The sequence below is a fragment of the Neobacillus sp. GCM10027624 genome (assembly GCF_042675345.1).
GTDB lineage: Bacteria > Bacillota > Bacilli > Bacillales > Cytobacillaceae > Neobacillus > Neobacillus cucumis_D.
The window spans coordinates 565,228-590,755 of sequence record NZ_JBHTHD010000011.1 but is presented as its reverse complement, the minus strand read 5'-3'; the positions used below and the strand labels follow the sequence as shown (position 1 = coordinate 590,755).

The following is a 25,528-nucleotide window of genomic DNA, read 5'->3' as shown; positions in this document are numbered from 1 at the left end:
AATTAGTTTAACAAATGTTAATCCTTTCCCGCAATGGAAACCTCCGAGGTCAAGATGATTTTTGCTTTGCTTTTTCAGTAAAGTTAAAATGATTTTGAAATATCGCACCTGCATTTTCAAAAAAGCTCCATCCAACAAGCAAAAAGCTGATTAATGCACAAACATCAAGATAGGCTAATGCACCAATTGAGTAAGGAAAATGATATTTATTTAAAATAAACGCATATAAGAATTCTCCTTGCATCGTTCCATTTATAACAATTAATAATCTTCCTCTGAGTGATTTTTGGAGAATAATGGCTAAATATCCCAATAGAATTCCCATCATCCATTCCTTTTTAATAATAATCCAAATCGGATCGAAAATTTCAAACAAATGAAAGGTAACATAAGCAATTCCCATAATATAGGAACAAATAAAAAAATAGATAATTGCTCTAAGCTTTTCCTTACTAATCATTATAAAGGTAAGACTTAAAATGAATACGCCGCTTGCATAGATTTCGATATTTCCAAGCTTAAAATGAGTAGTTGAAAGAATAATGACGAGTAAAATGGCTGCAGCTAATTTTAGACGATATGGATTCTGCTTTTTTAAAAAGAAAGTTAGATAGACCCAGAAAGACCAGCAAATCCAATAAAATATGGAGCCTTCCACCTTTACCACCTCCTATTATCTTCATTATTGGTTAAAACTATGTATTTTCATACTAACCTGCATAATCTTTACCTGATGATTCATCTTATTAAGAGGAGGTGTAGGAAGAATGGGAAAAGACCGTCAAGAAAAAAAACTAAAGGCAAGCAGAAGAGTAGAATCTGACAGGGATCAAGCATTGCATTATCCAGGTGCTACCAAATTACAGAGCCCCGAAGAGGCTAGAAGCTTAAACGACTCTAAATATGATTAACTAAAAAAAAAAGAAAGCATCAGCGGAAAAGTTTTTTCTTATTCCGATGATGCTTCTTTTTTAATTATTGAATTTCTAAACTTGTCAATTTTCTACCATATTAACTTGTTTAATGCTTCTTGGTTCAAAACTTTGACTAAAGGCCGACCGGCTACACCGTCAAGAATATTTTGGCATGTCTTATATTTCAATTCGTTAAGAGCATCATCCGAAATATATCCGGAATGCGGAGTGATATAAACTTCATCAAGACTAAGCAACGGATCGTTTGGGTCAGGGGGTTCATTCAAGAGTACATCCAAGCCCGCCCCTGCAATATGTCCTTCAACAATGGCTTGATACAAATCCTCTTCATTAATTAGCCCTCCACGGCTGGTGTTTACAATAAAAGATCCCTTAGGCATCATTTTTAATTGTTCATACCCAATAATATTCCGATTTTCTGGTTTCAAAGGTATGTGCAGACTTAGGATTGTGGATTGCCTTAACAAATCGTTAAACGCAACTGCTTCAACTGAGTATTTTGAAAATACTTCTTTAGGAGCACTCGGGGCATAGGCAATAAGGCGAACACCAAACGGCTTAAGTTTTTCAGCAACCCTCCGTGCAATTTTTCCAAATCCAAGAAACCCTACTGTATTTGAACTAAAACGTTGAATTGGCAGGGTGTCCATCGGATGCCATTTCCCTTCTTTTACTTGTCTATTATAAGCTGGGAAACGTCGAGTAATGGTTAACATGTGGGCAATCGTCTGATCCGAAACCTCTTCCGAACAAAATTCGGGTACATGGGTGACTTTTATCCCTTTACTTGCGGCTGCATCCAAATCAATTGTGTTATATCCAACTGATGAAGCTGTAATAACACGGCAAGAATCCAACTTATCAATTAATTCTTCATAACAAGGAAATCCTACTTGGACGATTACACCATCCGCGTATGGGGCATAAATAGGCCATTCCGCATCCAATGTTTCGAACCGTGTAACTTTTACATCAAAACCATTTTGTTCAAGGATTGCCTTCTCAACACTGTGATCAATCCACTCATCATCAAGTATCCAAGCCAAAAGTTTCCCATTTTTCAAAATACCCACCACCTTTATACATGATTTGGAGTTTGGCTGCTAATTTCCTGCAGCGCTTTGATAAGTTTTTGATTATTTACCTCAGAACCGATACTAATCCGAGCAAAAGTAGGGAACCCCCAAGCTGCACATGGACGTATGATAAGGCCTTTTTGGCATAGTTTTTGTGCTAGTTTCGAAGTATCCTGTTTCATATCGATAAATAAAAAGTTAGTATGTGTTTCTTCAACGCTAAATCCAAGGGACCGGAATTCTTTTATCATCTTAACCATTTCTGTTCTGTTTTCAGCCAATACCTTTTCGGTATATTCCACGTCCTCAAGAGATGCTATAGCACCGGCCTCTGCTACGCGGTTACATGCAAAAGGTTCACGAACCATTTGCAAGGGTCGAATCAACTCTCCCTTTGCCATTGCATAACCGACTCGCATCCCAGCTAAACCAAATAATTTCGAAAAGGTACGGATTGTAATGACTGGGTATCCTTCCTGGATATACTCTACACCGGTTGAATAATTTGGTATTGCAATAAATTCACCATATGCCTCATCTAAAACAACAATTACATGTTTTGGCAAGCGGCTTAAAAAGGTTCTTAGTTCCTTTTCATCAACAATTGTTCCCGTCGGATTATTTGGGTTGCAAATAATGACCAGCTTTGTTCTCTCATTAATTGCGTCCAGTATCGCCTCAAGATCAAACTTATGATCCAGCGTGGTCGGAATCTCTACTGGGATTCCCCCAACAAGCAAAGTGTTTTTATTATATTCCGAAAACGTGGGCGTACAATAAACCACCTCTTCCCCCTGATTAACATAGGAGGCAATCACTAGATTAATAATATTGTCTGCTCCATTTGCGATTACATAATTTTCCGGATCCATTCCATGCAGTTTTCCAAGTTTGTTGCGAAGCGCAAGACAAGTCAAGTCCGGGTAATAATGACTTTCAAGAACTGCATTTTGCATTGCTGTAATCGCTTTTTGCGAAGGGCCATGTGGATTTTCATTTGTCGCAAGTCGAATTACTTCCTTTATTTTTGATTGTTGTTCTGCTTCCATTGCTGCTTGTCTGGGAATATACGGATCCAAATTCCTTACACTATCACGCCATAAATCTTCTGACATTGTTAATCCCTCCTAAGATAGTTAACCATTTTTTAACCTTTAAATTTTTTTACTAGGATTAAAAAATTACTATTTATAAACAGAGTGTTGAACTCAAAAGTTATTTTACACAATATTCAGAATTAGGCTAAGTCATTTTTTAATTACTGCTAAAAAAATACACAATAAAACAAAAATTTAGACTACTGTTTGATATCACTCTTTCACTGCTAGAAAAGTAAGGAAGTAAACTTTTTCTTAAAAACACGAGAACAAAGCAAAAAAGTATTGTATTTCATAAAAATGCGTGGTTACTGAAAACTCGCCTATCAGATAACATTAAGAAGATTCATAAAATTGGAACAAATGGAAGGAGGTGAAAAATTCACCTACTGATGGAGAGGATTCAAATAGCACTGATATTCTTCGGTGGGATGTATTTTTACTATTACGAACGTAAAAAAGGGGGAAAGTGATTAATGTATGCTGTTTTAATTTCTGTGTTCGTTTTAATTGCATTAAGTATGTTGAGAGTAAATGTGCTTCTAAGTATTTTACTAGCTGCAATAAGCGCTGGATTAATTGAAGGGCTCTCCATTACAGACACATTAGCGATGCTCATTTCCGGAATGGGTGGACAAGCTGAAACCGCTTTAAGTGTAATTTTGCTTGGTATTTTCGCGGTTATGATTAAGTATTCAGGAATTACCGGTATACTAGTTAAAAAAATGATCAAATTTATGAAAGGGAAAAGAGCAATTATTTTGTTGGCTATCGCAGGGGTTTCTTGTTTTTCGCAAAACTTGGTTCCCGTGCATATAGCCTTTATCCCAATTCTTATTCCTCCCTTGCTCCATCTGTTTGATCGCATGAAAATAGACAGACGTGGAGTAGCAACAGCCTTAACCTTTGGTTTAAAGGCTCCTTACATCATGATTCCTGCTGGATATGGACTTATGTATCACCAAATTATTGCAAGCGAAATGAAAAAATATGGGATGAATATTACGGTGGGTCAGCTTCCTCTTGCCTTACTAATTCCAGGCTTAGGAATGATTGTCGGATTATTAATTGCCGTTTTCATTACCTATCGAAAAGCAAAGGAAACAGCACCACCAAACGAACTGGAAAATTCCCTTGCGGAATTAGAAATGTCAGCAACTTCCGAAGTTATTCCATTTAACAAGCAGCATGTTATCACTTTAATTGCGATTGTTTTGTCCCTTGGAATTCAACTATATACTCATTCTCTTGCATTAGGAGCGCTAGCAGGTATCGCAGCTATGTTCTTGGGGCGCGTCGCCCCGTTTTTCAAAGGGGATGAAATTGTCGATGATGGTATGAAAATGATGGGGGCCATTGCATTTGTATTATTGATTGCTGCTGGTTATTCAACAATCTTAAAAGAAACCGGAGCAATTGACCACTTAGTTTCTAATACATCTGGTATTATTGGTGGGAGCAAATTGTTCACCTCTTTTATCATTCTTACAATTGGATTGTTGATTACAATGGGAATCGGTACTTCATTTGGTACAATCCCGATTTTAGCAGCCGTATATGTTCCTTTATGCATTTCAGTAGGATTTTCACCAATGGCAACTGCAGCATTGATTGGAACAGCAAGTGCATTAGGTGACGCAGGTTCGCCTGCATCAGATAGTACAATTGGCCCTACCATTGGGTTAAATGCAGACGGAAGACATAATCACATTTGGGATACATGTGTTCCTACCTTTATGCACTACAATATTCCACTTTTTATATTTGGGTTAATAGCTGCTTTTGTTTTATAAATAATATTATCAAATTAGCAATAGGAGTTGAATAAAAATTTTAACACTCTGTTGATTGGAGTGGAAGGCGCGAAGTGACGAGGAGGCTCCCCGGCACGCCCGCGAACCGCTCGCGCCTGGAGCGGAAATCAACAGACAAGATTCAAAGAACAGATACACAAAAAGAGGGTACCCTTAAAAGTTTTAGGAAACCCTCTTTTTGCTTTAATAGTAACAGCTTCAACCATATATATAAGAAAAGAAATAACCAGACCGAATTAACCGGTCTGGCCATTTCAAAATAATCAATTATATTTTTATTTTCTTCAGATTCAATGCATATGGCAAATCATTTCCTAAAACGCCATCAATTGCTGCCTGAGTTGTTCTGGTTCTTAGCTCTGTGATCGACTCCTCAGAGAAATAAGATGAATGTGGTGTAATTAAGCACTCCTCCATTGTTAACAGTGAATAATCTGATGCAGGAGGTTCCTGCTCCAGCACATCTAGGCCTGCTCCGGCTATATGACCTTCTTCAATGGCTCTTTGTAAGTCATTTTCATTTAAGACGCCACCACGGCATGTATTGATAACAAAGGCACCTTTTGGGAGCTTTTTAAGGCGTTCATAATTGATTAAATTGTGTGTTTCAGGTGTAAGTGGTACATGAAGACTAATAATATTCGATTGCTCCAACAGTTCGTCTAATGAAACCGGAATAGCACCTTGATTTCGAATAGATTCTTCCGAAATGTACTCATCATGTGCTAAAATTTGCACCCCAAATGGCTTTAACTTATCAGCAACCATACGGGCAATACGTCCAAAGCCAATTAATCCAACAGTTCTTGTACTAAAGCGATGAATCGGAAGGGTATCAAGTGGATCCCATTTTCCTGCTCTTACTTTCCGACTATAAGCAGCCAACCTCCGAGTAACCGCAAGAATTAAGGCAACTGTATGATCAGATACCTCTTCTGCGCAATAATCTGGAACATGTGAGACAGCAATCCCTTTTTTAGTAGCCGCCTCCACATCTACATGATTAAAGCCAACTCCCGGAATAGAGATCACTTTACACGAATCTAACTTTTCAATAATTTCACCCCGGCATTGAAAACCAACTTGTGCAACAACGGCATCAGCGACGGCAGCATATACCGGTAAATCTTCCGCTAATGTTTCCGAACGGGTAACTTTTACTTCTATATTATACTGTTGATACATCTTCATTTCTAATTGATGTTCATTCCATTCATCGTCTAAAATCCAAACCAAATGCTTTCCATCTCTCACTCTACTTCTCTCCTTTTGCAACGGTTGCAGTTAGATTTTTTCTAATTTTTTTTAATGATTTTATTAACTGTTTATTTTGTTCCCAAGTACCAATAGAAATACGGGCATATGTTGGTAACCCCCAAGCTATACATGGGCGAATAAGAATTCCCTCTTGCATAAGCGCCTTGGATAACTCTTTAACATCTTCTTTCATATCTACGAACAGAAAGTTAGCGTGTGATTCAGTCACATTAAACCCCAAAGCCTTTAGTTCTTTTGTAAGCTCAATCATCTCACGCTTATTTTCTCGTAAACTTTTATTTATATACTCCTGGTCATCGAAAGCAGCTAAAGCGCCGGCATGGGCAATTCGATTTGCTGAAAATGGTTCCCTTACCGCTCGTATTGGCTCTATATATTCAAAACGTGCTGCAGCATATCCAATTCTAGTGCCAGCTAACCCATATAATTTTGAAAATGTTCGAACAAAAATAACAGGATATCCTTCCTTTACATAATCGATTCCAGTACTATACCTTTCACGATCAATAAAATCGACATATGCTTCATCCAACACCACTATCACATGTGGTGGTATTTTTTTAAAAAATAATTCTAATTCATTTTCTCCCAAAATCGTACCAGTCGGGTTATTGGGATTACAAATAAAAATAAGTTTAGTATTTTCATTTATTGCTGACAGAATTCCTTCAAGATTATAGGTATGGTTCGCGAGCAACGGGACTTCAACAGGAGTTCCTTCCATTAGCAAAGTAATTGTCCTATATGCCGGGAAAGTCGGGGTGCAATAGATAATTTCATCCCCAGGGTTAATGTAGGCATTACCAATCAAAGAGATAATATTATCCGCACCGTTTGCAATTAGAAACTGATCAGGATCAATTTTATAGAAATTTCCTAATTTTTCACGAAGTTCCCTGCATGTTGACTCAGGATATAATTGGCTGTCTTTCACAGCGATTTGCATAGCCTCTACGGCCTTTGGTGATGGTCCAAAAGGATTTTCATTAGAGGCCAACCGAATGATTTCATCCAATCCTAGTTCCCGCTTTACCTCTTCTATGGCCTTCCCAGGGATATAAGGCTTTAACTTTGTTACACTTTTTCTCCATGATTCTTTCATCAATACAACTCCTTCCGTTCAAATAATCCCTCCGTTGAATTTCCAGATGGAACCAATATAGAATTACGGTATTCACTTGGAGTTTTGCCCACCAATGTTTTAAAAACACGGCTAAAGTAGTGAGAATTACTATATCCGACTTCAAAAGCGATTTGATAAACCGTATAATTTAAATCTTTTAACAATTCTTTCGCTTTTTCTATTCGCAAATAAGTAATATATTCAACAAAATTAGTTCCAGTAGCACTTTTAAAAATTCTACTAAAATATGTAGGACTTAGATGTACATGACTTGAAACCTTTTCCAAAGTAATTTGTTCTAAATAATGCTGTTCAATATATTCCATAGCCTTTTGGATTGATTTAAGGGTATGATCATTATTTTTTGTAGAAACCAGGTCAATAAATCGATGGATCAGATTCCTTATCCACTGCTCCAATTGGACTAAATTTTCGACAAAATTTAAGGAAGATGTATATTCCGAAAGGATAAAATGAATTTCCTTTTCATTTGCCCCCCCATTTATAGCTGCACGAGCAAGCATAGTCGAAATTTCTGAAAGCTGCAGTTTTAAGACTTCTGGGTCAACATTCTGTAACGAAAACAATCGGTCTAATAAATTTTTCATATTATCTGAAACAGCTATATTATCCGCTACCATTAATTTACTTGCTAAGGTTGATACATCTTGATTTGGTAGAAGAACAAATTCATTTGTAAACGGTACTACATCATCATGCGGGATCACTAAATCCTTTCCTAAAAAGAATTTATGTTTTAAAGCGGTTTGTGCTTCTTGATAACTTAAATGTAAATTCCTTACATCTTTATAATAGTTTCCAATGCCTATCGTGACGCTATAACCTGTATTTTCTTTGATATATGTTTTCGCTTCCTCGGATATTTTCTTAGCGTATTGCTTAAATCCTAAATGGTCGTCAAAAAAAGGAAATGAGAGGAGGATTGCAAATTTATCTGCTGCTGTTCCCATAGCCAGACACTCATCTAACTTTTTCATGAAGAATTGACGGGTAACCGTGATAATTTCATTACGAACAAAATCCTGCCACTGTTTACTCTTTTCCTTGTTCTTTAAAAAAAACTCGTCTATTTGAAGGGACATTGCAGTGTTTGGCATGGTAGATAATCCAACTAATTGACTTTGATCCCAAATTTCTCTAGAGTTTTTAATATTTCCATATAATAAATTATAAATAAGACCGAGTCTTACGGAAGACATAATATTATGTGGATCTTCATTTCTTTGTTGCATCATCTGGTCGGAAAGCTGTGCTTCCACTTTGAGTTCCTGCAACAGTCGATACACTACTTCCTCATCAAACGGCTTACTTAAGCAATCAAAAACACCATTTTTAAAAAGCGATCGCATCTCGAGGTCCTCGTAACGGCTTTTCACCACAACCAAAGGTATTGTAATTTTCTTCTTAGCTAATTGTTGAAGAACGACATCTTTAGTTAATTTCATCATTTCATCGAGATCTAAAAGTACTGCGATGGTACCCAGCTTAAATGATAAATCTTCTTTTAAAAGGTACTTTTTGTCCACTGCTTCTATCAAAAAGCCAAATTTATATTCTTTATTTATTTGATGAAAGAGATTAATCACATGTTTATCATCTGTTGCGAGGAGTATTAGGTTTTCCATAGAATCACACTCTTTCATTCAAAAGTTTAAATATATATTTAAAAAATTGAGTTAGGTACCTATGACTCTGTAAGACACGAGATACCTCACTCAATTTTAATCTAATTTTAATTTTTATTAAACGGTTTCATTTACAGGATAGATTGTATCATAATAATGAATCATTTCTTCGCGAAGACGACGTGCACCCCAAATTGCGTTTTCAATATGTTCATCAGTAACAACATACTTTTCGACAATCATTTCTCCAAGTCTAGCATGGAATTCTTCATCCTTTTTAATTGTTTCATAGCATCTTGCCAAGTCAGGTAAGCCAATCCGCCGGCAGTTCTCGATTACGATATCATGTGTAGTTGTTGTTGAAGTTTCAGAACAATTCCATACAGCCACTGCACAGGCGCGGTCTTTTCCAAGGGCCTCCCAATGCAAGTTTTCCCAACCAAGATGTTGTGCTGGTGGTTCAGTTGGAGCAGTATAACCATGTTTCTCAAGCACTCTACAAATAATCTCATAATGGTGCGCTTCTTCCCACATATGTTTACACAAAGCTGTTACTGTGGTTCTATCGAATTCCTTCCAATAATCATTAATTTGTTTTCCAAGGAAGAAAACATAAGCGATTTCCAGCCAAACTCTTTGTTCAATCGCAGTAAAAACTTCTTCCTGTGTTAGATCTTCCTTTGTCCAGAATTTTTCTGCTTTCTCTTGGGCATAGTTCTTAAGCTCTTCCTTAATGCCCCTAAACTCTGTAAAAAATTCTTCGCGTGTGATTGTTGCCATTTTAAAACCCTCCATTTGAAAATTTATTATTCTAACTATTCATAATTATATTTCTGGTTATAATTTTCTAAAAGTACTCATTCTTATGATATCTTACACTTTTTTAACTTCCTGGTAGTAAAAATTATTTCACTTCTATCATTGCTTTTAAGCTTTCCTCACGAATTAATTCTGTTAACTGTTCCTTATATGCAAGGAAGCGGGAATCCATTTTAATATGATAGGACCTTGGATGCTCAAGTTCTATTGGAATATCCGCTTTAATTTTACCGGGTCTTGAAGTCATGACAATTACCCTATTGGCTAGATATATAGATTCTTCAACATCATGCGTAATAAATAGAATTGTCTTATGTGATTTCTCCCAAATTTCAAGCAATAATTCTTGCATCAATGTCCGCGTTTGATTGTCAAGTGCACCAAATGGTTCATCAAGCAAAAGGATCTCCGGATCATTTGCCAATGCTCTTGCAATCGCCACACGTTGCTGCATCCCACCGGAAAGCTGCCGCGGGTAATGTTTTTCAAATCCCTCAAGCCTAACTAATTCAATATAATTCCTACCAATCTCTTTACGTTGTGCTGTACTGAGCTCTTTATGTTTCAAGCCAAACTGAATATTTTCTTCCACTGTAAGCCAGGGAAATAGAGAATAGGCTTGAAAAACCATTCCTCTATTTGAAGATGGACCATAAACCTCTTTACCATCGAGATAGACATGTCCCGCCGTCTGTTCCTCAAGACCTGCTACAATCCTAAGCAAAGTAGATTTCCCACAACCCGACGGACCAAGAATAGTAATAAATTCATTAGGCATAATTTTTAGGTTCGTTGTATTAAGGGCAAGTACTTGTGAACCTTTTTTATTACCAGAGAATATTTTTGTGATATTCTGTATTTCAAGCTTTGCATCCATCATTTCTCATCACCTTCCATAATGCCATGGGAACATTTTTCTTATTGCCACTTTTAAGATTAAATCAGATAGCAAACCCAACAAACCGATTGTCAAGATACCAAAAATAATATTTCCGGTTTTCAACATACGCTGAGACTCTAAAATCAAGCTCCCAATACCAGAAGATGAAGCCACAAGTTCTGCGACAATAATGTATGACCATGCCCAGCCAAGAATCAGCCGGATTATTTCCATAATACCCGGAATAGAAGCAGGAAGAATGACAGACCGTAGTACTCCAAATCTTGTTCTCCCAAGTGTATAGGCTGCTTCTAAAAGCTCCCGTCGAACATTTGCTACCTCAACGGCAGTCATAAGAACTAAGGAGAAAAAGGTTCCAACAAAAATAATTGTAATTTTCTCCAATTCTCCCACACCAATCCATAAAATAAAGAGCGGGATAAAAGCAGATGCCGGCATGTATCGAATCGAGGAAATCACTGGTTCAAAAAATGCCTCCACTACTTTAAATGTGCCCATCAATATGCCAAGCGGCAGTCCAACTAGGACAGCAATCATAAAACCAGCAAGAACTCGATAAATCGTAATTCCAATATCATTAATAAAGTTATATTCTGTAAACAAGGTTACCCCAGAATTGATAATTTGAGTGGGAGTCGGTAGAAAAAGGGGATCGACCATTCCCCCATATGTTAGCAGCGACCAAATAACAAACAATAATGCAATACTTGACACGCTAACCCCTAGATATAATTTATACGGTATATTTGCTTGCGGCTGGAGCCATTTTCTATTTTTATGTGCACCATTTCTTTCAGCTTTAAATGGTATTTTGGGTGGTTGTTTAACTACTTCCTCGTTTTTTACCACTTTTTCCACATAATTCCTCCTCTTTATTGAACAAATGAGTAGTTAATAATTTCATCAATATTCGGCTCATTATCGATTAATTTTTGCTGTTTCCAAAAATCCGCGCCTAGTTTTGAGAGTTCATGTAATGGTCCAGGATGATCCTTAGTTCCAAAGTATTTTTTATTTCCCGTCTCATCATAAAACTGCACACCCTGCAATGACTCTTCTAATTCTGTTGGAGATTGCCCCATTGCCTTAGCCATAATTTTCAATGCATCTTCCTTATTTGTTTTATAGTATTCGACCGCTTCAAACCAAGATTTTACTAAAGCTTTTACCGCTTTTGGGTTTTCTTTAGTGAAATCTTTTCTCATGGCAATCGTACTTGTAATGACGCCCGGGGAAGCAGCACTAGTCATTAATACGCTTCCAAAGTTTGTGTGTTTTGCTTTTGTTAACCACGGCTCCCAAGTAACGGCAGCATCTACTTTGTTCGCTACGAATGCTGCACCTGCATCTCCAGCCGTCATGTTTTGTGCATCAATATCTTTAAAATCAATTCCCTCTTGCTTTAATAAATAAAGGAACCAAAAGAAACTTGCACCGCCGTCTGTCTGTACAGCAACACGCTTACCTTTCAAATCTTTCAAACTTTTAATTTCCTTATTTGCTACAATCCCATCCCCGCCATGTGAATCGTCGAGCGCTACCACCTGAACGACCGGCACATTGCTTGCTGCAGTAACCACATGAGTGTCAACAGTTGAAGCAAATCCCTGCAGACGGTTTGCTGCAAGGGCGGTTCTACGATCCGTATTGCTTTCCATTTTCATCAAATTAACATTAACGCCATTCTTTTTGAAAAATCCTTTTTCCTGTGCAATGTATAGCGGAGAATACCCAACCCAAGTGGCCACGCCTAAATTAATAACATCATTCTTTGCTGATTCCTTTTTTTCAGGCTTGGTGCTAGCGGTCCCCGAACATCCTGTCATGGCTAGTAATAAAATAATGAATACAAGCAACCCAAATTTTCTCATTAAACTACCACCTTTTTAGAATTTTCCAAAAATTTAATATACATAGGTTATTTATACAATAATTTTTTATGAAAAAATGCACTTTTTTTACATAGGACAAGATACTGTACAAAAAAATAAATATTTACACCGTGGAAACCTTGTTATCCTTACCTGATACAACTTATTTTTAATTCCATACCGTATGGAAAGTTCCTTCCCGATCAACACGCTGGTATGTGTGTGCACCAAAATAATCTCGCTGGGCTTGGATAAGATTCGCTGGTAATGTTTCTGTCCGATAACTGTCATAGTAAGCTAATGCACTTGAAAATACCGGTACTGCAACACCTTGCCCGATGGATAGTGTAACCACATGTCTTAGAGCAGATTGGTAGTTTTCTACAATGTCTCTAAAATAAGAATCTAGTAATAAGTTAGATAGATTAGAATCCCGATCATAAGCATCTTTAATTTTTTGTAAGAATTGTGCCCTAATAATACAGCCTCCTCTAAAAATCATGGCAATATCTCCATAGTGGAGGTTCCAGTCATATTCTTCTGATGCCAAACGCATTTGAGCAAATCCTTGTGCATAAGAACAAATTTTACTCATATATAATGCCTTCCGTACAGCTTCAATTAGCTCTTCTCTATTACCTTCAAACTTCCTTATTTCTGGACCATTTAATAAATTGCTTGCCTTAACTCGTTCATCTTTCATGGCAGATATATAGCGGGCAAACACAGATTCCGTAATAATTGGAAGTGGAACGCCTAAATCCAAAGCACTTTGACTTGTCCATTTACCGGTGCCCTTTTGACCTGCAGCATCTAATATAACCTCAACTATTGGTTTACCTGTTGCATGATCCATCTTCGTAAAAATATCAGCGGTAATTTCGATTAGATAACTATCTAATTCCCCCTTGTTCCATTCTGCAAAAACCACATGAAGTTCTTGGGCTTGTAATCCCAACACATGTTTCAAAATAAAATAGGCTTCAGAGATCAACTGCATATCCCCGTATTCAATTCCATTGTGAACCATTTTTACATAATGTCCGGCGCCATCAGGACCAATATAGGTACAGCAAGGATCTCCATTTACTTTTGCAGAAATTGCTTCAAAGATTTCTTTTACCAATTCATATGCAGCTTTTTGGCCGCCTGGCATGATGGAAGGACCTTTCAATGCCCCTTCTTCTCCACCAGAAACACCTGTTCCGATAAAATGGACACCCATATCCTCCAATTCCTTATTTCGTTTAATCGTATCCTGGAAAAAAGTATTGCCGCCATCAATGATAATATCCCCCTTCTCAAGATAAGGTTTTAAAGAATTAATGATGGCATCTGTTGGTGTGCCTGCTCTCACCATTAATAAAATTTTCCGCGGACGTTCTAATGACTCAATGAATTCTTTAATTTCATAAGTCCCAATAAAATTCTTCCCCTCTGCTTCACGCTTTAAAAACGCTTCTGTTTTTTCCGAAGAACGGTTATACACGGATACCGAGTAACCTCTGCTTTCGATATTTAATGCAAGATTTTTTCCCATAACCGCTAAACCAATAACCCCAATCTGACTCTTCACCATTTTCATCCTTCCTTTCAAATATTTCGCTTATAACCTTGCCTCAAGCTCTTTCTTTTCCTTTTCAAAGCCTGGTTTTCCAAGTAAAGCAAACATATTCTTCTTGTAGGCTTCAACACCCGGCTGATCAAATGGATTCACACCAAGAAGATGTCCACTAATCCCACACGCCTTTTCGAAAAAGTAAATCATTTCACCAATTGAAAATTCAGTTATTTCATCTAGTTCTATAATTAAGTTTGGTACCCCGCCATCAATATGGGCTAATACAGTACCTTGAAATGCCTTTTTATTGACTACATCCATGGTCTTTTCAACTAGGAAGTTTAAACCATCAATATTTTCTATGTCACTTTGAATCAACCATTCTACCTTAGGTTTTCTAATCTGTATAACCGTTTCAAATAAATTGCGTCTGCCTTCCTGCACATATTGACCCATGGAATGCAGATCAGTTGAAAAATCAACAGCGGCTGGAAAAAGACCTTTCTGATCTTTCCCTTCACTTTCCCCAAAGAGCTGCTTCCACCATTCCGCAACATAATGCATGGATGGTTCATAATTAACCAATAATTCGATTTCCTTGCCTTTGTTGTAAAAGGCATTACGAACAGCCGCATATTGATAGCATTCATTGGTTAAAAGCTCCGGGTTGTTAAATCTATGACAGGCCTCTCTAGCCCCTTCCATTATGCGATCGATATCCAATCCGGCTGTGGCAATAGGCAAAAGGCCGACTGCAGTCAGCACAGAGTATCTTCCGCCAATATTATCCGGAATGACAAAAGTTTGATATCCTTCTTCGTCTGCAAGCTTTTTTAAAGCGCCCTTTTCTTGATCAGTGGTCGCAAAAATACGTTTTCTTGCCTCATCCTTCCCATAGCGTTTCTCCATATAGTTACGGAAAATGCGGAAGGAGATCGCCGGTTCTGTCGTTGTGCCAGATTTTGAGATGACATTTATCGAGATTTCTTTTCCTTCCAAGTGCTCTAATAGTTCGGAAATGTAAGTTGAACTAATATTATGGCCTGCATAATAAATTTGGGTATTTCCTTCCATTTGGTTATGAAAGGTATGGGACAATGCATCAATTACTGCCCTGGCACCCAAATAAGAGCCGCCAATTCCAATGACAATTAGAGCATCGGAATTTTTTCGAATCCAGCCTGCAGCTTCTTTTATTCCCTCAAATTCTTCTTTATCATAAGAAATTGGCCAATCTACCCAGCCAAGAAAGTCAGATCCGGATCCGTGCTTTTCATGTAACATGGAATGGGCTGTTTTCACAAATTCACTTAAATGTTCTACTTCATTTTTTTTCATAAATGTTAATGCTTTGGTATAATCAAAAGAAATTGCCAATTTTTATCTTCTCCTCCCCCAAATTTATATATCAAATTGGTGATAAAATATTATTTACCACCAATGAAATCCATCCTCGGCTAATAATTGCTGTGATTCATCCGGACCCATTGAACCCGACTGATAATGATGCAATGGGAGGATATTTTCTTCAAATGCTTTCAAAATTGGTTGTACCCACTTCCAAGATAATTCCACTTCATTCCAATTCGCAAAGAATGTCTGGTCGCCGCGCAGTGCATCAAAAATTAACATTTCATAGGCTTCCGGCACATTTTTTTCTGTAGATAAGAAATCCACTGTAAAAGGCTCTAACTTTCCATTATTTAATGGATTTTTACTATTCAGTTGGAAGGAAACACCTTGATTCGGACTAATCTCTATCATTAAAAGGTTTGGAGGGATTTCTTCATTGCGGTCCATGTATATATCCTTTTTCGGATTTTTATATTCAATTACAACCCTTGTCGATTTGTCCCGCATTCTTTTACCTGTCCGAATATAAAAGGGGACACCTCCCCAAAAAGAATTATCAATCCACAATCGTGCTGCAATAAATGTATCGCTAGTGGAAGAATCTCGAACCCCCGGTTCTTCTTGATATCCTACAACCGGGTCACCATCAATTTTCCCCGCAACATATTGTCCGCGAACTACATTTAAACCCACATCACTTTTTTGTAAAGGTCTTAATGATTCGATAACCTCTCTTTTAACATTTCGGATTTCCTTTGAGTTCATCCGGTTAGGCAGGTGCATGGCTGTCATCATCAAAATTTGCAGCATATGATTTTGAAACATATCCCGAATTGCCCCTGCCTGGTCATAATAGCCCGCCCTCTCTTCTACCCCAACTGTTTCACTTGCTGTTATTTGAACATTTGCAATGTGTTGGTTGTTCCATAAGGTTTGCAGGACTGGATTAGCAAATCCTAAGGCCTCTAAGTTCTGAACCATTGGCTTTCCAAGGTAATGATCAATCCGAAAAATCTCTTCCTCTTGAAATGCTTTCCTTAATTTTTGATTAAGGATTCTTGCTGACTCTAAGTCATGTCCAAACGGCTTTTCAATTATGAGACGTTTCCAGCCTTTTGATTCATCGAGTCCACTTTCCTTGATATTAGTTGTAATGATATCAACAAATTTTGGTGCAACAGATAAATAAAATAAACGATTTTCCGGAATATTAAACTCTTCCTCGCGTTTTTGAATGGCATCGATTAGCGTTATATACCCATTTGTATTCGTGACATCTAAAGAGCAAAAATGAAATAATCGGAGAAACTTTTCCGTTTTCGCAGTATCATTTTCAAAACGTCTAGAAAACGTTCGCAAGGATTCTTTTACATAATTTCGAAATATCGCATCAGACCAATCCCTCCTGCCTATTCCAACAATAGAGAACGAGTTAGGCATTTTTTCATCTAAAAATAAATTATAAAGCGCAGGGTATATTTTCCGCTTTGCTAAGTCCCCCGATGCTCCAAATAGAACAAAGGTCATCGAGTCCAGTTTCAAATTCTTAATGTCATCGAGAGCATTTTCATCACAATAAACGTCTCGATGAATTGTTACGTCATTCATTCGATTCCCTCCTAATTTTTTCTTAAAAGGCTAAGAAAGTGATAGTTTTGTAAAGTTTCTTACCTATTAAGTTTTCAGCATATTCAGTATAATTTGGTTATGAAAGATTTGTAAGTACGCACTTTAATCTCATATAGTGACAAAATGTATACCATTAAGAAAATTAGGAGGGAATAAAATGGGTCATATTTGTGGAAAATCATATAACTGTGAAAAGGAATTAACACTCGCTATTATAGGGGGTAAATGGAAAATGCTTATTATGTGGCATTTAGGCAAGGAAGGAACAAAGAGGTTTAATGAATTAAGATCACTTATTCCTGAAATTACGCAAAGAATGCTTGTAAACCAATTACGAGAACTGGAAGAAGACCTCATTGTTTCTAGAAAAGTGTATCCTGTTGTTCCTCCTAAAGTGGAGTATTCACTAACAAAACAAGGGGAAACCTTATTGCCCATTCTTGAGTCAATGTATAATTGGGGGAAAAATTATTTGGAGAATGTCATAGAAAATCCAGAACCATTGAGAAAGTCTATGAAAAAAATTTAAATCTAAAAAACCACATGCAGCTAATCTGATATTAGCAAACATGTGGTTTTTTTGTGTCTATAAAGCATACGTCTTTATATAATTTTCATCAAAAAACACCTCTAACTTCTTAATATTCCACTTCTCTAGGTATACTTTTTAGCACTATATGAGTTTAAAGTGCGTACTTCCTTTTTCGAAAAGTCAAATCTAAAATAAAGGTGTGCTAGAAGATTTTGAAAAATAAAAAAACAGGAGTGAAGAATTCATGGAACTACAATTAGCTTTAGATCTTGTTAATATCCCAGAAGGTATCGAGGTGGTAAAAGAAGTAGCAGCGCATATTGATATCGTCGAGATTGGTACACCTGTTGTCATTAATGAAGGGCTTAGAGCTGTAAAAAAAATTAAACAAGCATTTCCATCTTTAAAAGTTTTAGCCGATTTGAAAATTATGGATGCAGGTGCATACGAAGTAATGAAGGCTTCAGAAGCAGGTGCTGATATTATCACTGTTCTAGGTGCTACAGACAATTCAACCATTAAAGGTGCTGTAGAAGAAGCAAGAAAGCAAGGTACCAAAATCCTTATCGATATGATCAATGTTAAAAATCTAGAACAACGGGCAAAAGAAGTTGATGAATTAGGTGTCGATTATATTTGTGTGCACACAGGCTATGACCTTCAAGCTGAGGGAGAAAGCCCGTTTGAACAGCTTCAGACTATTAAGCGCGTTGTAAAAAATGCAAAAACAGCTGTAGCAGGCGGCATTAAATTAAATACACTGCCTGAAGTTGTACAATCCCAGCCAGACCTTGTTATTGTCGGTGGCGGTATTACAGGCCAAGAAGATAAAAAAGCAGTGGCTGCCAAAATGCAAGAATTAATCAAAGAAAAAGCTCATGCATAAAAAGGAAGATGAGTCATATGCAAACGACTGAATACTTAAGTGAAATTATTCAAGAGTTACATCAAACCTCTTCCTTAATCGCAGATGAAGATGCCGAAAAGTTAGTAAAGGCTATTTTTGAATCTAAGAAAATTTTTGTAGCAGGAGCAGGCAGGTCTGGATTCATGTCCAAATCCTTTGCAATGCGGATGATGCATATGGGGGTAGATGCCTATGTGGTCGGGGAAACTGTAACAGCAAACATGGAAAAAGATGATTTATTAATTATTGCATCCGGCTCAGGAGAAACAAAAGGTTTGGTTTCAATGGCTGAGAAAGCAAGGAAAATTGGAGGAAAAGTCGCTGCTGTAACGATTTTTCCTGATTCAACGATTGGAAGTTTAGCGAATTTCGCTGTTAAATTGCCCGGGGCCCCAAAAGACCAGTCCGAAAGCGACTTTAAAACAATTCAGCCGATGGGATCATTATTTGAACAAACACTTTTATTATTCTTTGATGCCGTTATTTTAAGATTTATGAACAAAAAAGGTCTCAATTCTCATACAATGTATGGAAAACATGCTAATCTTGAATAAAAATTAACTCTTTACAAAAAGCTCTCGCTAAAAAGCGAGAGCTTTATTTTATACGGCGCTGACTATATATTTTTGTATCAAAACCTCTTTGGTTTAACCAATGGTAGGTATGCCCGGTAATCATTACAGGAGCACGTTGTAATTCTGAAATAGATTTTGCCCCAATTGCGGTCATAATCATCACTAAATCCTGGTGAAAGCGATGAATCTCTTCCTGTAGTGCTTCTCTCCCGTTCTTTACGAGTAATCGCAAAAAATGACCAGACATCCCAACTGCATTAGCTCCAATAGCGAGCCCTTTTGCAATGTCATGACTGGAGCGAAAACCACCCGAGCCAATAATTGAAATTGGGTTTGAATGGTTAGATGCTTCAAGGATTGAGATAGCCGTAGGGATCCCCCATTCATTGAAAAAAGGAAGCGGTTTCCTATTACGCTTATTTTCGATTTCTGCAAAATTTGTCCCGCCAAAACCGCCTACATCTACAGCTGAAACCCCAATAGATGAAAGCCTTTCAACTGTTTCTTTACACATTCCAAAGCCAACTTCTTTCGCAATTACAGGTACACCAACCGCTTCCACGATCATTTCAATCCGTTTCATCGCACCAGAAAAATCCCTGTCTCCTTCGGGCATGGCTAATTCCTGGATAACATTTAAATGAATTTGCAAGGCATTAGCATCAATCATTTCAACAGCTTCTTTTGCCTGTTCTGGTGTGGCTTCACTGCCAAGATTGGCAATAATAATCCCTGTTGGATTTTCCCTCCGAACAACCTCATAGGTATATTGCTGCTGTTTGTCTTTTAACGCAGACATTTGCGATCCTACAGCCATTGCTATACCCGTATTTTTTGCTACAGCAGCGAGCTCTTTATTAATTTCAAAGGTTTTTTCACCGCCACCGCCCGTCATGGCATTGATAAAAATTGGCGAACTTAAAGAAAGTTCGCCAATTGAATGGTCTATTCGAACATCGGACACATTTATATCCGGTAAGCTCTGGTGAATAAAATGAATATCTTCAAATGCTGCTGAGCGTTCCTGCCTGTTATCTAAGGCATAGCGTATGTGGTCCCATTTTCGTTCAAATCTAGACAAGTAAAATCACCATTATTTTCTAAGATTCTTTAATTGTTCTCCAATTACTTCTCCAAGCTGAAAACCTTTTGACTCCTCAGGAAGTTCATAGTCGAAGTTTTCTTCGACATCTTTTTCAAGAAGTTCTTTAATGCTTAAAGATAGACGCTGTTCTTGTTCATTTACTTCAAGAACTTTAACTTTCACTTCCTGGCCTTCTTTTAATACTTCATGTGGTGTGGCGATATGCTTATGGGCAATCTGGGAGATATGAACAAGGCCCTCCACTCCAGGAAAAACTTCAACAAATGCACCATAAGATACAATTCTCTTCACTGTACCTTCAAAAACACTACCCTTTGGCGCTCTTTCTGAAATATTAGCCCAAGGTCCAGGCAATGTTTCTTTAATGGATAAAGAAATTCGTTCATTATCACGATCAACGTTTAGTACCTTTACTTGGACCTTTTGCCCTTCCTGAACAACATCTGTTGGTCTGTCAACGTGTTCGTGCGACAATTGTGAAATATGAACAAGTCCATCAATACCACCGATATCAACAAAAGCACCGAAATCGGTAATTCTTTGAACTGTTCCATCAATCACTTGTCCTGCAGTTAAGGAGTCAAGTAGATTTTGCTTTTTCTTCCCTTTTTCTTCCTCTACCACAGCACGATGAGAAAGGATTAAGCGATTCTTTTCTTTATCAAGTTCAACAATTTTAAAGGTAAGATTTTTTCCTTTATAATCCGAAAAATCTTCCACGAAGTAAGCCTCTACTAATGAAGCTGGAACAAAACCACGAACTCCAAGGTCAACAACAAGTCCACCCTTAACAACATCTTTAACCTCGGTTTCAATAATCTCGCCATTTTGGAATTGCTTTTCGAGTTGATCCCAGGCTTTTAGAGCATCTACTTTTCTTTTGGAAAGAATCAAGGCATCCTCTTCCACTTTGAGTACCTCTAGTTCGAGTTCATCGCCTTCTGAAACAACATCTGAAGCTTTTTCAATATGCAGGCTAGAGAGCTCACTTATTGGAATAATTCCATCAAGTTTACTGTCCCGAAGGTTTACTACTACCTGCTTTTCTTCTACTTTTGAAACTTGTCCTGTAACTTTATCACCAACTTCAAAAGATCTTACTTCTACTTGATTCATTTCTTCCGACATATGTATTCCTCCTTAATCCAATTACTGCAAAAATCTATAGATTGGGGTGTTTTCTCCATCCCATTAAAAAAACACACTTCATAAAATAAGCTTGAGAATATTCAAAAAAAAATCTCTTTTATTTAACTTCTTATAAATAGCTTATTTTGTCAAGTAGAACCTATCGGTACTCTATAATAAGTTTATGAATTTCAGCCATAATCAATTCAGTCACTTCTTCAGGGGATGCTTTTGCCTTTCTGAGTTCATCCATTTGCATTGGCTTTCCATAAACAACTTTTAATTTCCGAAAGGCTTTATATGGACCAATCACCGCACATGGAACAACCTGTGCATTCGATCTTAGGGCAAAAAAACCGACTCCTGCAAGACCTTTTCCCAATTCCCCTGTTTTACTCCTTGTTCCCTCAGGGAAAATCCCAAGAATATGCCCTTCTTTTAAAACACTTAGACCTTTTCTTAAGGCATCTCGATCACTCATACCTCTTTTTACCGGAAAGGCATTACATCTCCTTATAATATCCCCTAATATTGGAACCGCAAATAATTCTTCCTTTGCCATAAAATAAACCGTTCTAGGAATCATAATACCGACAACGGGTGGGTCAAAGTTATTGATGTGATTAGAACATAAAAGAACACCACCCTCTTTAGGAAAGTTTTCGGTTCCAATCGCTTCTATCCGATATAAAGGCTTTAAAATTGAATAGGCGACAGACTTAGCGAAAGTATAAAATTTCACCCTTAACCAACCCTCTCCTGCACTAGTTCCATTATTTTTTCAACTACTTCAGGAATGGTCATCGAGGTCGTATCTATTTCAACTGCATCGTCCGCTTTTTTCAGTGGTGCAATCTCTCTTTCAGAATCAATTTTATCTCTAAGAGCAATTTCCTGCTTTAATTTTTCCAAATCGGAAGAAAAGCCCTTTTCAAGATTTTCTGCATGACGTCTTTCAGCTCTTTCATCCACACTGGCCAGTAAAAATACTTTTACTTCTGCGTGGGGCAAAACATGTGTTCCAATATCTCTTCCGTCCATCACAACACCGCCATTTGAAGCAAGTGCCTGTTGTCTTTTTACCATTTCTTCACGAATTTTTTGTTGTTTCGCAACGATTGAAACGGAGTTGGTAACTTCGGCAGAACGAATGGCGGTTGTAACATCGCTCTGGTCAAGATAAACTAATTGACCATTTTCAGACGGTGCCAATACAATTTCGGTTGTGAGAAGTGTATCGTATAGGGCTTCTTCATCTTCCAAATTTAATTTTTTCTGGATTGCTTTATATGTTAAAGCCCGATACATTGCGCCTGTGTCTATGTATATATACGATAATTTTTCTGCTGCAATTTTTGCTACTGTACTTTTTCCGGCTGCAGCAGGACCGTCAATTGCGATTGAAATCTTCTTATTGTCCATAAATCCTCCTAAAACTTCATGATCCGTTAGGATCTCTACTATTATTTATTTTACCATAAGAAAATAAGATACTTCCCTTTTTTACTCCTTAATATTTGAATTTCTTACAAGAGCTATTCTTTTATAAATAGAAAAAGAAAGCAAGTAAACCTGCTTTCACAGATTTTCGAGAAAGGGAATTTTTTATTATGTTTGAATCTAAACTACCGTTTTTTTTATAAATATATGTACATGCTAACTGGCCTGTTGAAAAGCATATATATTAATATATGTTACAATAAATTAACGCGGTGTATTATTAAATAAGAGGAATAAAATAAAAGACTATCGAATATTTTTCGACAGCCTGAGAAAGCAAGTCAACCTGCTTTCATTTTCCGGATAGGGTTTGAATAATTTCAGTAAATGAATTTTCACTAACACCTTCATATTTTGTTAATTGTGTTAACTCTGGAAAGATACCATATTGGTGTAATAAAATCTGAGTTAAGATAAGGAACACAAATTGGATTATTACCATTTTTATAAGTACTCTTTCTATTACTTTCATAGAATCACTCCAATAATAACTTATTCCTATTATTGGAGTGATTATTAACTTTTATTCAGTTATCGTTTTCCTAACTTTACAGGACATCATTATAAACCGCTTCTGCATTTTTCAGCTTTTCTACATCTTCCTCAATTCCGTTTTTTGCATTGATGAAAATTCGGTACGTGTCATCCCCAATTGTGCCGAGGAACTCATAACACAATACCTCTTTATTTAGATCGTTCACTATAATGGCCTCACGGTCTTCCATTACCTTAAAATTAGGATTGACCTTTGAACGAGCTTGTTTCATTGTAATCGCAGGTGAAGGAATTTTTCGATCATGATGTGTTTTTAAATACTCTTCAGCAGAAACGCCGATAATATCTCCATTATCAAGGGCAACCTTAACCTTAATGGATTCTGAATAAACCCTTACCTTGTTAAGATTTGTTACAAAATTTAAAACACCGATATTATCATACTGTGTGCTTTCAAACAACTCTAAATTTTTAAAGCCCTGATCCTTTAAAAATTTTGCTGCTCGATTTCCCGCATCATTTAAGCTAATCGCTTGTTTTTTTACATCCCGGTGATTAATAAACCAAATCGGAAATCCACCCTTTTTGGTAACATCCATGCTTGCCTCTTGACCTGTCCTGCTATTTTTAATGGAAACACTATAAAATCCATAATCTGAACCCTTTCCATTTTCAGTAACCTTTACCTGAGAGTTCCCATCAAAATTCATATATTTTTTTGCTTCACTTACTGCTTCAGATCGTGTAATTTTCTTTCCTTTAATATTTTTAAAATTTTCATCCTTTTTTTGCATATTGGCAAAGGTTGGCCCTAAATCCGTTTCATCATAGCCTGTAACTGTTTTTTCCACTGTTTTAAGACCATCAATAATAGTATTGTCTGTCATTTCCTTGCCGGAAGCTAATGCGAGTTCAACATCCATCCAGCGTAGATTGTTTTTTAATACCATTGCTTGAACATTCCGAAGTTCGTTTTGAATTTCTCCTGACTGTTTATAAAGAACCTTCAAGGAGTTATATTCTTTATCCGTAAGTGGTTCCTTATCTAAATCTCTAATCGCTGTACGATAACTAAAATTCCCTATATTCGCTAAGAATTCTTCCGTTTTATTGAAGGGAAGCAATGTTAGTGGCAATTGTCCAACGTCATTATGGGCCTCTGAAGTAATTCTCCATACCTCTGCAAGAGATGGAGATAATGAGTGTCTTGAATTCATCGCAAGGGTGGTTCCGATTTTATCGTGCAATAGATCTACTTGATAGGTAAGACCATGAAATGCTCGTTGGTAGTTATTTTCAGCATTTAAAAGGACTGCATTTTTTTCCTGGTGTTCTTGATACCCCCAAAAGGCAGTTCCGGCAACACCAATGGTCAAAACCCCGATTAAAATTCCTCTAATCATCTCTACACCTCCTTATTTGCAGAAAATATGTTTCCCAATTCTTTTAATTTGTGGTCGTGACCAAATCCAAGGACTTGTTGCCGTTGCAGGATTAAAATAATACAAGGCTTCACCTGTTGGGTCCCAACCATTGATTGCATCGATAACCGCTTTTTTCGATGTTTCATTCGGGGTTAGCCATATCTGGCCGTCTGCTACTGCTGTAAAGGCCCCAGGTTCAAATATTACCCCTGAAACCGTATTGGGGAAATTCGCGCTATTCACTCGATTTAAGATCACTGCTGCGACGGCAACCTGACCAATAAAGGGTTCTCCCCGTGATTCACCATGAACAGCATTGGACATCAACTGTATATCATTTTGAGAAAATCCATTTGGAGTATTCGATGCAGTTGGCTTTTGGGTAGTATTTTTTTTTGCCGGTGTATTGTTTTGATCAACATTCGATCGATTATATTTAGTTGATTTGACCAATTTAGCTTTCGTTGATTCACCTGCAAGCCCATCAATAGGAAGCCCAAATTCATATTGAAAATTCCTTAAGGCCCAATATGTACTCCATCCAAAAACTCCATCAATTTTACCGTGGTAGAAACCGATATATTTAAGCCGTGATTGAAGCTCAATTACATCTTCCCCTGCTGCTCCTTGCTGGATGACTTGGTTGCTAAAAGCTTTCGTTTTGTTCGGTTCCATCAACGAAAATATCATCATAAAAAAAAAGCTAAAAATGAAAATTTTCATTAGGATTTTTTTCTTTTTCATGGAATTGTAACCCCC

Annotated in this window: 25 protein-coding genes; 5 read left to right on the top strand and 20 right to left on the bottom strand. The window is 37.2% G+C overall.

Features of this window, described 5'->3' with window-relative positions; translation table 11 throughout:
• Nucleotides 1–49 precede the first annotated feature (49 nt).
• Nucleotides 50–658 carry a YphA family membrane protein gene (locus ACFQZ9_RS19300; RefSeq protein WP_498944965.1) on the bottom strand — a complete coding sequence of 203 codons (609 nt, stop codon included), beginning with the start codon at nt 656–658 and terminating at the stop codon, nt 50–52.
• A 109-nt stretch (nt 659–767) separates the two neighbouring features.
• Between ACFQZ9_RS19300 and ACFQZ9_RS19295 the strand changes: the two genes are divergently transcribed.
• Complete coding sequence (locus ACFQZ9_RS19295) at nt 768–911, top strand: YpzI family protein (protein WP_081810677.1); 144 nt, start codon at nt 768–770, stop codon at nt 909–911.
• A gap of 92 nt (nt 912–1,003) precedes the next feature.
• On the opposite strand, the gene ACFQZ9_RS19290 is transcribed toward ACFQZ9_RS19295, so the two are convergent.
• The gene (locus tag ACFQZ9_RS19290; RefSeq protein ID WP_498944964.1) at nt 1,004–1,999 is read right to left on the bottom strand and encodes a C-terminal binding protein; all 996 of its coding nucleotides are present in this window, start codon (nt 1,997–1,999) and stop codon (nt 1,004–1,006) included.
• Between the two features lie 14 nt (nt 2,000–2,013).
• Nucleotides 2,014–3,126 (bottom strand): pyridoxal phosphate-dependent aminotransferase, encoded by a 1,113-nt coding sequence (gene hisC, locus ACFQZ9_RS19285; protein ID WP_498944963.1) that lies wholly within the window; start codon nt 3,124–3,126, stop codon nt 2,014–2,016.
• Nucleotides 3,127–3,584: 458 nt separating this feature from the next.
• Between hisC (ACFQZ9_RS19285) and ACFQZ9_RS19280 the strand changes: the two genes are divergently transcribed.
• The gene (locus tag ACFQZ9_RS19280) at nt 3,585–4,901 is read left to right on the top strand and encodes a Na+/H+ antiporter family protein (RefSeq protein WP_198309033.1); all 1,317 of its coding nucleotides are present in this window, start codon (nt 3,585–3,587) and stop codon (nt 4,899–4,901) included.
• 288 nt (nt 4,902–5,189) lie between these two features.
• Here the strand turns inward: ACFQZ9_RS19280 and ACFQZ9_RS19275 are convergent, their stop codons facing one another.
• The 10 genes from ACFQZ9_RS19275 to zwf all read right to left on the bottom strand — a co-directional run bounded on the left by ACFQZ9_RS19275 (nt 5,190) and on the right by zwf (nt 17,010).
• A complete protein-coding gene (locus tag ACFQZ9_RS19275; protein ID WP_498944962.1) occupies nt 5,190–6,176 on the bottom strand; it encodes a C-terminal binding protein in 987 nt (328 codons plus the stop codon).
• 1 nt (nt 6,177) lies between these two features.
• Complete coding sequence (hisC, locus tag ACFQZ9_RS19270; RefSeq protein WP_498944961.1) at nt 6,178–7,302, bottom strand: pyridoxal phosphate-dependent aminotransferase; 1,125 nt, start codon at nt 7,300–7,302, stop codon at nt 6,178–6,180.
• Complete coding sequence (locus ACFQZ9_RS19265; RefSeq protein WP_498944960.1) at nt 7,302–8,930, bottom strand: helix-turn-helix domain-containing protein; 1,629 nt, start codon at nt 8,928–8,930, stop codon at nt 7,302–7,304. Before ACFQZ9_RS19265 ends, hisC (ACFQZ9_RS19270) begins: the two co-directional genes overlap by 1 nt.
• A 156-nt stretch (nt 8,931–9,086) precedes the next feature.
• On the bottom strand, nt 9,087–9,749 hold the full coding sequence (locus ACFQZ9_RS19260; RefSeq protein ID WP_498944959.1) for a hypothetical protein: 663 nt from the start codon (nt 9,747–9,749) through the stop codon (nt 9,087–9,089).
• A 124-nt stretch (nt 9,750–9,873) separates the two neighbouring features.
• Complete coding sequence (locus ACFQZ9_RS19255) at nt 9,874–10,668, bottom strand: ABC transporter ATP-binding protein (RefSeq protein WP_498944958.1); 795 nt, start codon at nt 10,666–10,668, stop codon at nt 9,874–9,876.
• 6 nt (nt 10,669–10,674) lie between these two features.
• Complete coding sequence (locus ACFQZ9_RS19250; protein ID WP_498944957.1) at nt 10,675–11,547, bottom strand: ABC transporter permease; 873 nt, start codon at nt 11,545–11,547, stop codon at nt 10,675–10,677.
• A gap of 14 nt (nt 11,548–11,561) precedes the next feature.
• Nucleotides 11,562–12,560, bottom strand: coding sequence for an ABC transporter substrate-binding protein (locus tag ACFQZ9_RS19245; protein ID WP_498944956.1), 999 nt, complete (start codon nt 12,558–12,560; stop codon nt 11,562–11,564).
• A 169-nt stretch (nt 12,561–12,729) separates the two neighbouring features.
• Complete coding sequence (gnd, locus tag ACFQZ9_RS19240) at nt 12,730–14,139, bottom strand: NADP(+)-dependent, decarboxylating phosphogluconate dehydrogenase (protein ID WP_498944955.1); 1,410 nt, start codon at nt 14,137–14,139, stop codon at nt 12,730–12,732.
• Between the two features lie 27 nt (nt 14,140–14,166).
• Nucleotides 14,167–15,498: a glucose-6-phosphate isomerase gene (locus ACFQZ9_RS19235; protein ID WP_498944954.1), complete on the bottom strand. Its 1,332-nt coding sequence runs from the start codon at nt 15,496–15,498 to the stop codon at nt 14,167–14,169.
• Nucleotides 15,499–15,552: 54 nt separating this feature from the next.
• Complete coding sequence (gene zwf / locus ACFQZ9_RS19230) at nt 15,553–17,010, bottom strand: glucose-6-phosphate dehydrogenase (RefSeq protein WP_498945188.1); 1,458 nt, start codon at nt 17,008–17,010, stop codon at nt 15,553–15,555.
• Between the two features lie 250 nt (nt 17,011–17,260).
• On the opposite strand from zwf, the gene ACFQZ9_RS19225 reads away from it, so the two are divergent.
• The 3 genes from ACFQZ9_RS19225 (at nt 17,261) to hxlB (ending at nt 19,096) form a co-directional block, all read left to right on the top strand.
• Nucleotides 17,261–17,632: a winged helix-turn-helix transcriptional regulator gene (locus ACFQZ9_RS19225; protein ID WP_198309042.1), complete on the top strand. Its 372-nt coding sequence runs from the start codon at nt 17,261–17,263 to the stop codon at nt 17,630–17,632.
• Nucleotides 17,633–17,879: 247 nt separating this feature from the next.
• Nucleotides 17,880–18,521, top strand: a complete 642-nt coding sequence (gene hxlA, locus ACFQZ9_RS19220; protein ID WP_498944953.1) for a 3-hexulose-6-phosphate synthase — start codon at nt 17,880–17,882, stop codon at nt 18,519–18,521.
• 17 nt (nt 18,522–18,538) lie between these two features.
• A complete protein-coding gene (gene hxlB / locus ACFQZ9_RS19215) occupies nt 18,539–19,096 on the top strand; it encodes a 6-phospho-3-hexuloisomerase (RefSeq protein ID WP_498944952.1) in 558 nt (185 codons plus the stop codon).
• Nucleotides 19,097–19,139: 43 nt separating this feature from the next.
• Here hxlB and fni read toward each other — a convergent pair whose 3' ends face one another.
• From fni to sleB, 7 genes are all read right to left on the bottom strand, one after another.
• Nucleotides 19,140–20,198 carry a type 2 isopentenyl-diphosphate Delta-isomerase gene (fni, locus tag ACFQZ9_RS19210; protein ID WP_498944951.1) on the bottom strand — a complete coding sequence of 353 codons (1,059 nt, stop codon included), beginning with the start codon at nt 20,196–20,198 and terminating at the stop codon, nt 19,140–19,142.
• Between the two features lie 12 nt (nt 20,199–20,210).
• Nucleotides 20,211–21,350, bottom strand: coding sequence for a 30S ribosomal protein S1 (gene rpsA, locus ACFQZ9_RS19205; RefSeq protein WP_498944950.1), 1,140 nt, complete (start codon nt 21,348–21,350; stop codon nt 20,211–20,213).
• Nucleotides 21,351–21,510: 160 nt separating this feature from the next.
• On the bottom strand, nt 21,511–22,092 hold the full coding sequence (locus tag ACFQZ9_RS19200; RefSeq protein WP_198309047.1) for a lysophospholipid acyltransferase family protein: 582 nt from the start codon (nt 22,090–22,092) through the stop codon (nt 21,511–21,513).
• A gap of 2 nt (nt 22,093–22,094) precedes the next feature.
• Entirely contained in the window at nt 22,095–22,772 is a 678-nt protein-coding gene (cmk, locus tag ACFQZ9_RS19195) for a (d)CMP kinase (RefSeq protein ID WP_498944949.1), read from the bottom strand.
• Nucleotides 22,773–23,142: 370 nt separating this feature from the next.
• Nucleotides 23,143–23,322 carry a YpfB family protein gene (locus tag ACFQZ9_RS19190; RefSeq protein WP_198309049.1) on the bottom strand — a complete coding sequence of 60 codons (180 nt, stop codon included), beginning with the start codon at nt 23,320–23,322 and terminating at the stop codon, nt 23,143–23,145.
• A 76-nt stretch (nt 23,323–23,398) separates the two neighbouring features.
• Nucleotides 23,399–24,748: a germination protein YpeB gene (gene ypeB, locus ACFQZ9_RS19185; RefSeq protein ID WP_498944948.1), complete on the bottom strand. Its 1,350-nt coding sequence runs from the start codon at nt 24,746–24,748 to the stop codon at nt 23,399–23,401.
• A 12-nt stretch (nt 24,749–24,760) separates the two neighbouring features.
• Nucleotides 24,761–25,462 (bottom strand): spore cortex-lytic enzyme, encoded by a 702-nt coding sequence (sleB, locus tag ACFQZ9_RS19180; protein WP_232489993.1) that lies wholly within the window; start codon nt 25,460–25,462, stop codon nt 24,761–24,763.
• Nucleotides 25,463–25,528: the final 66 nt, after the last annotated feature.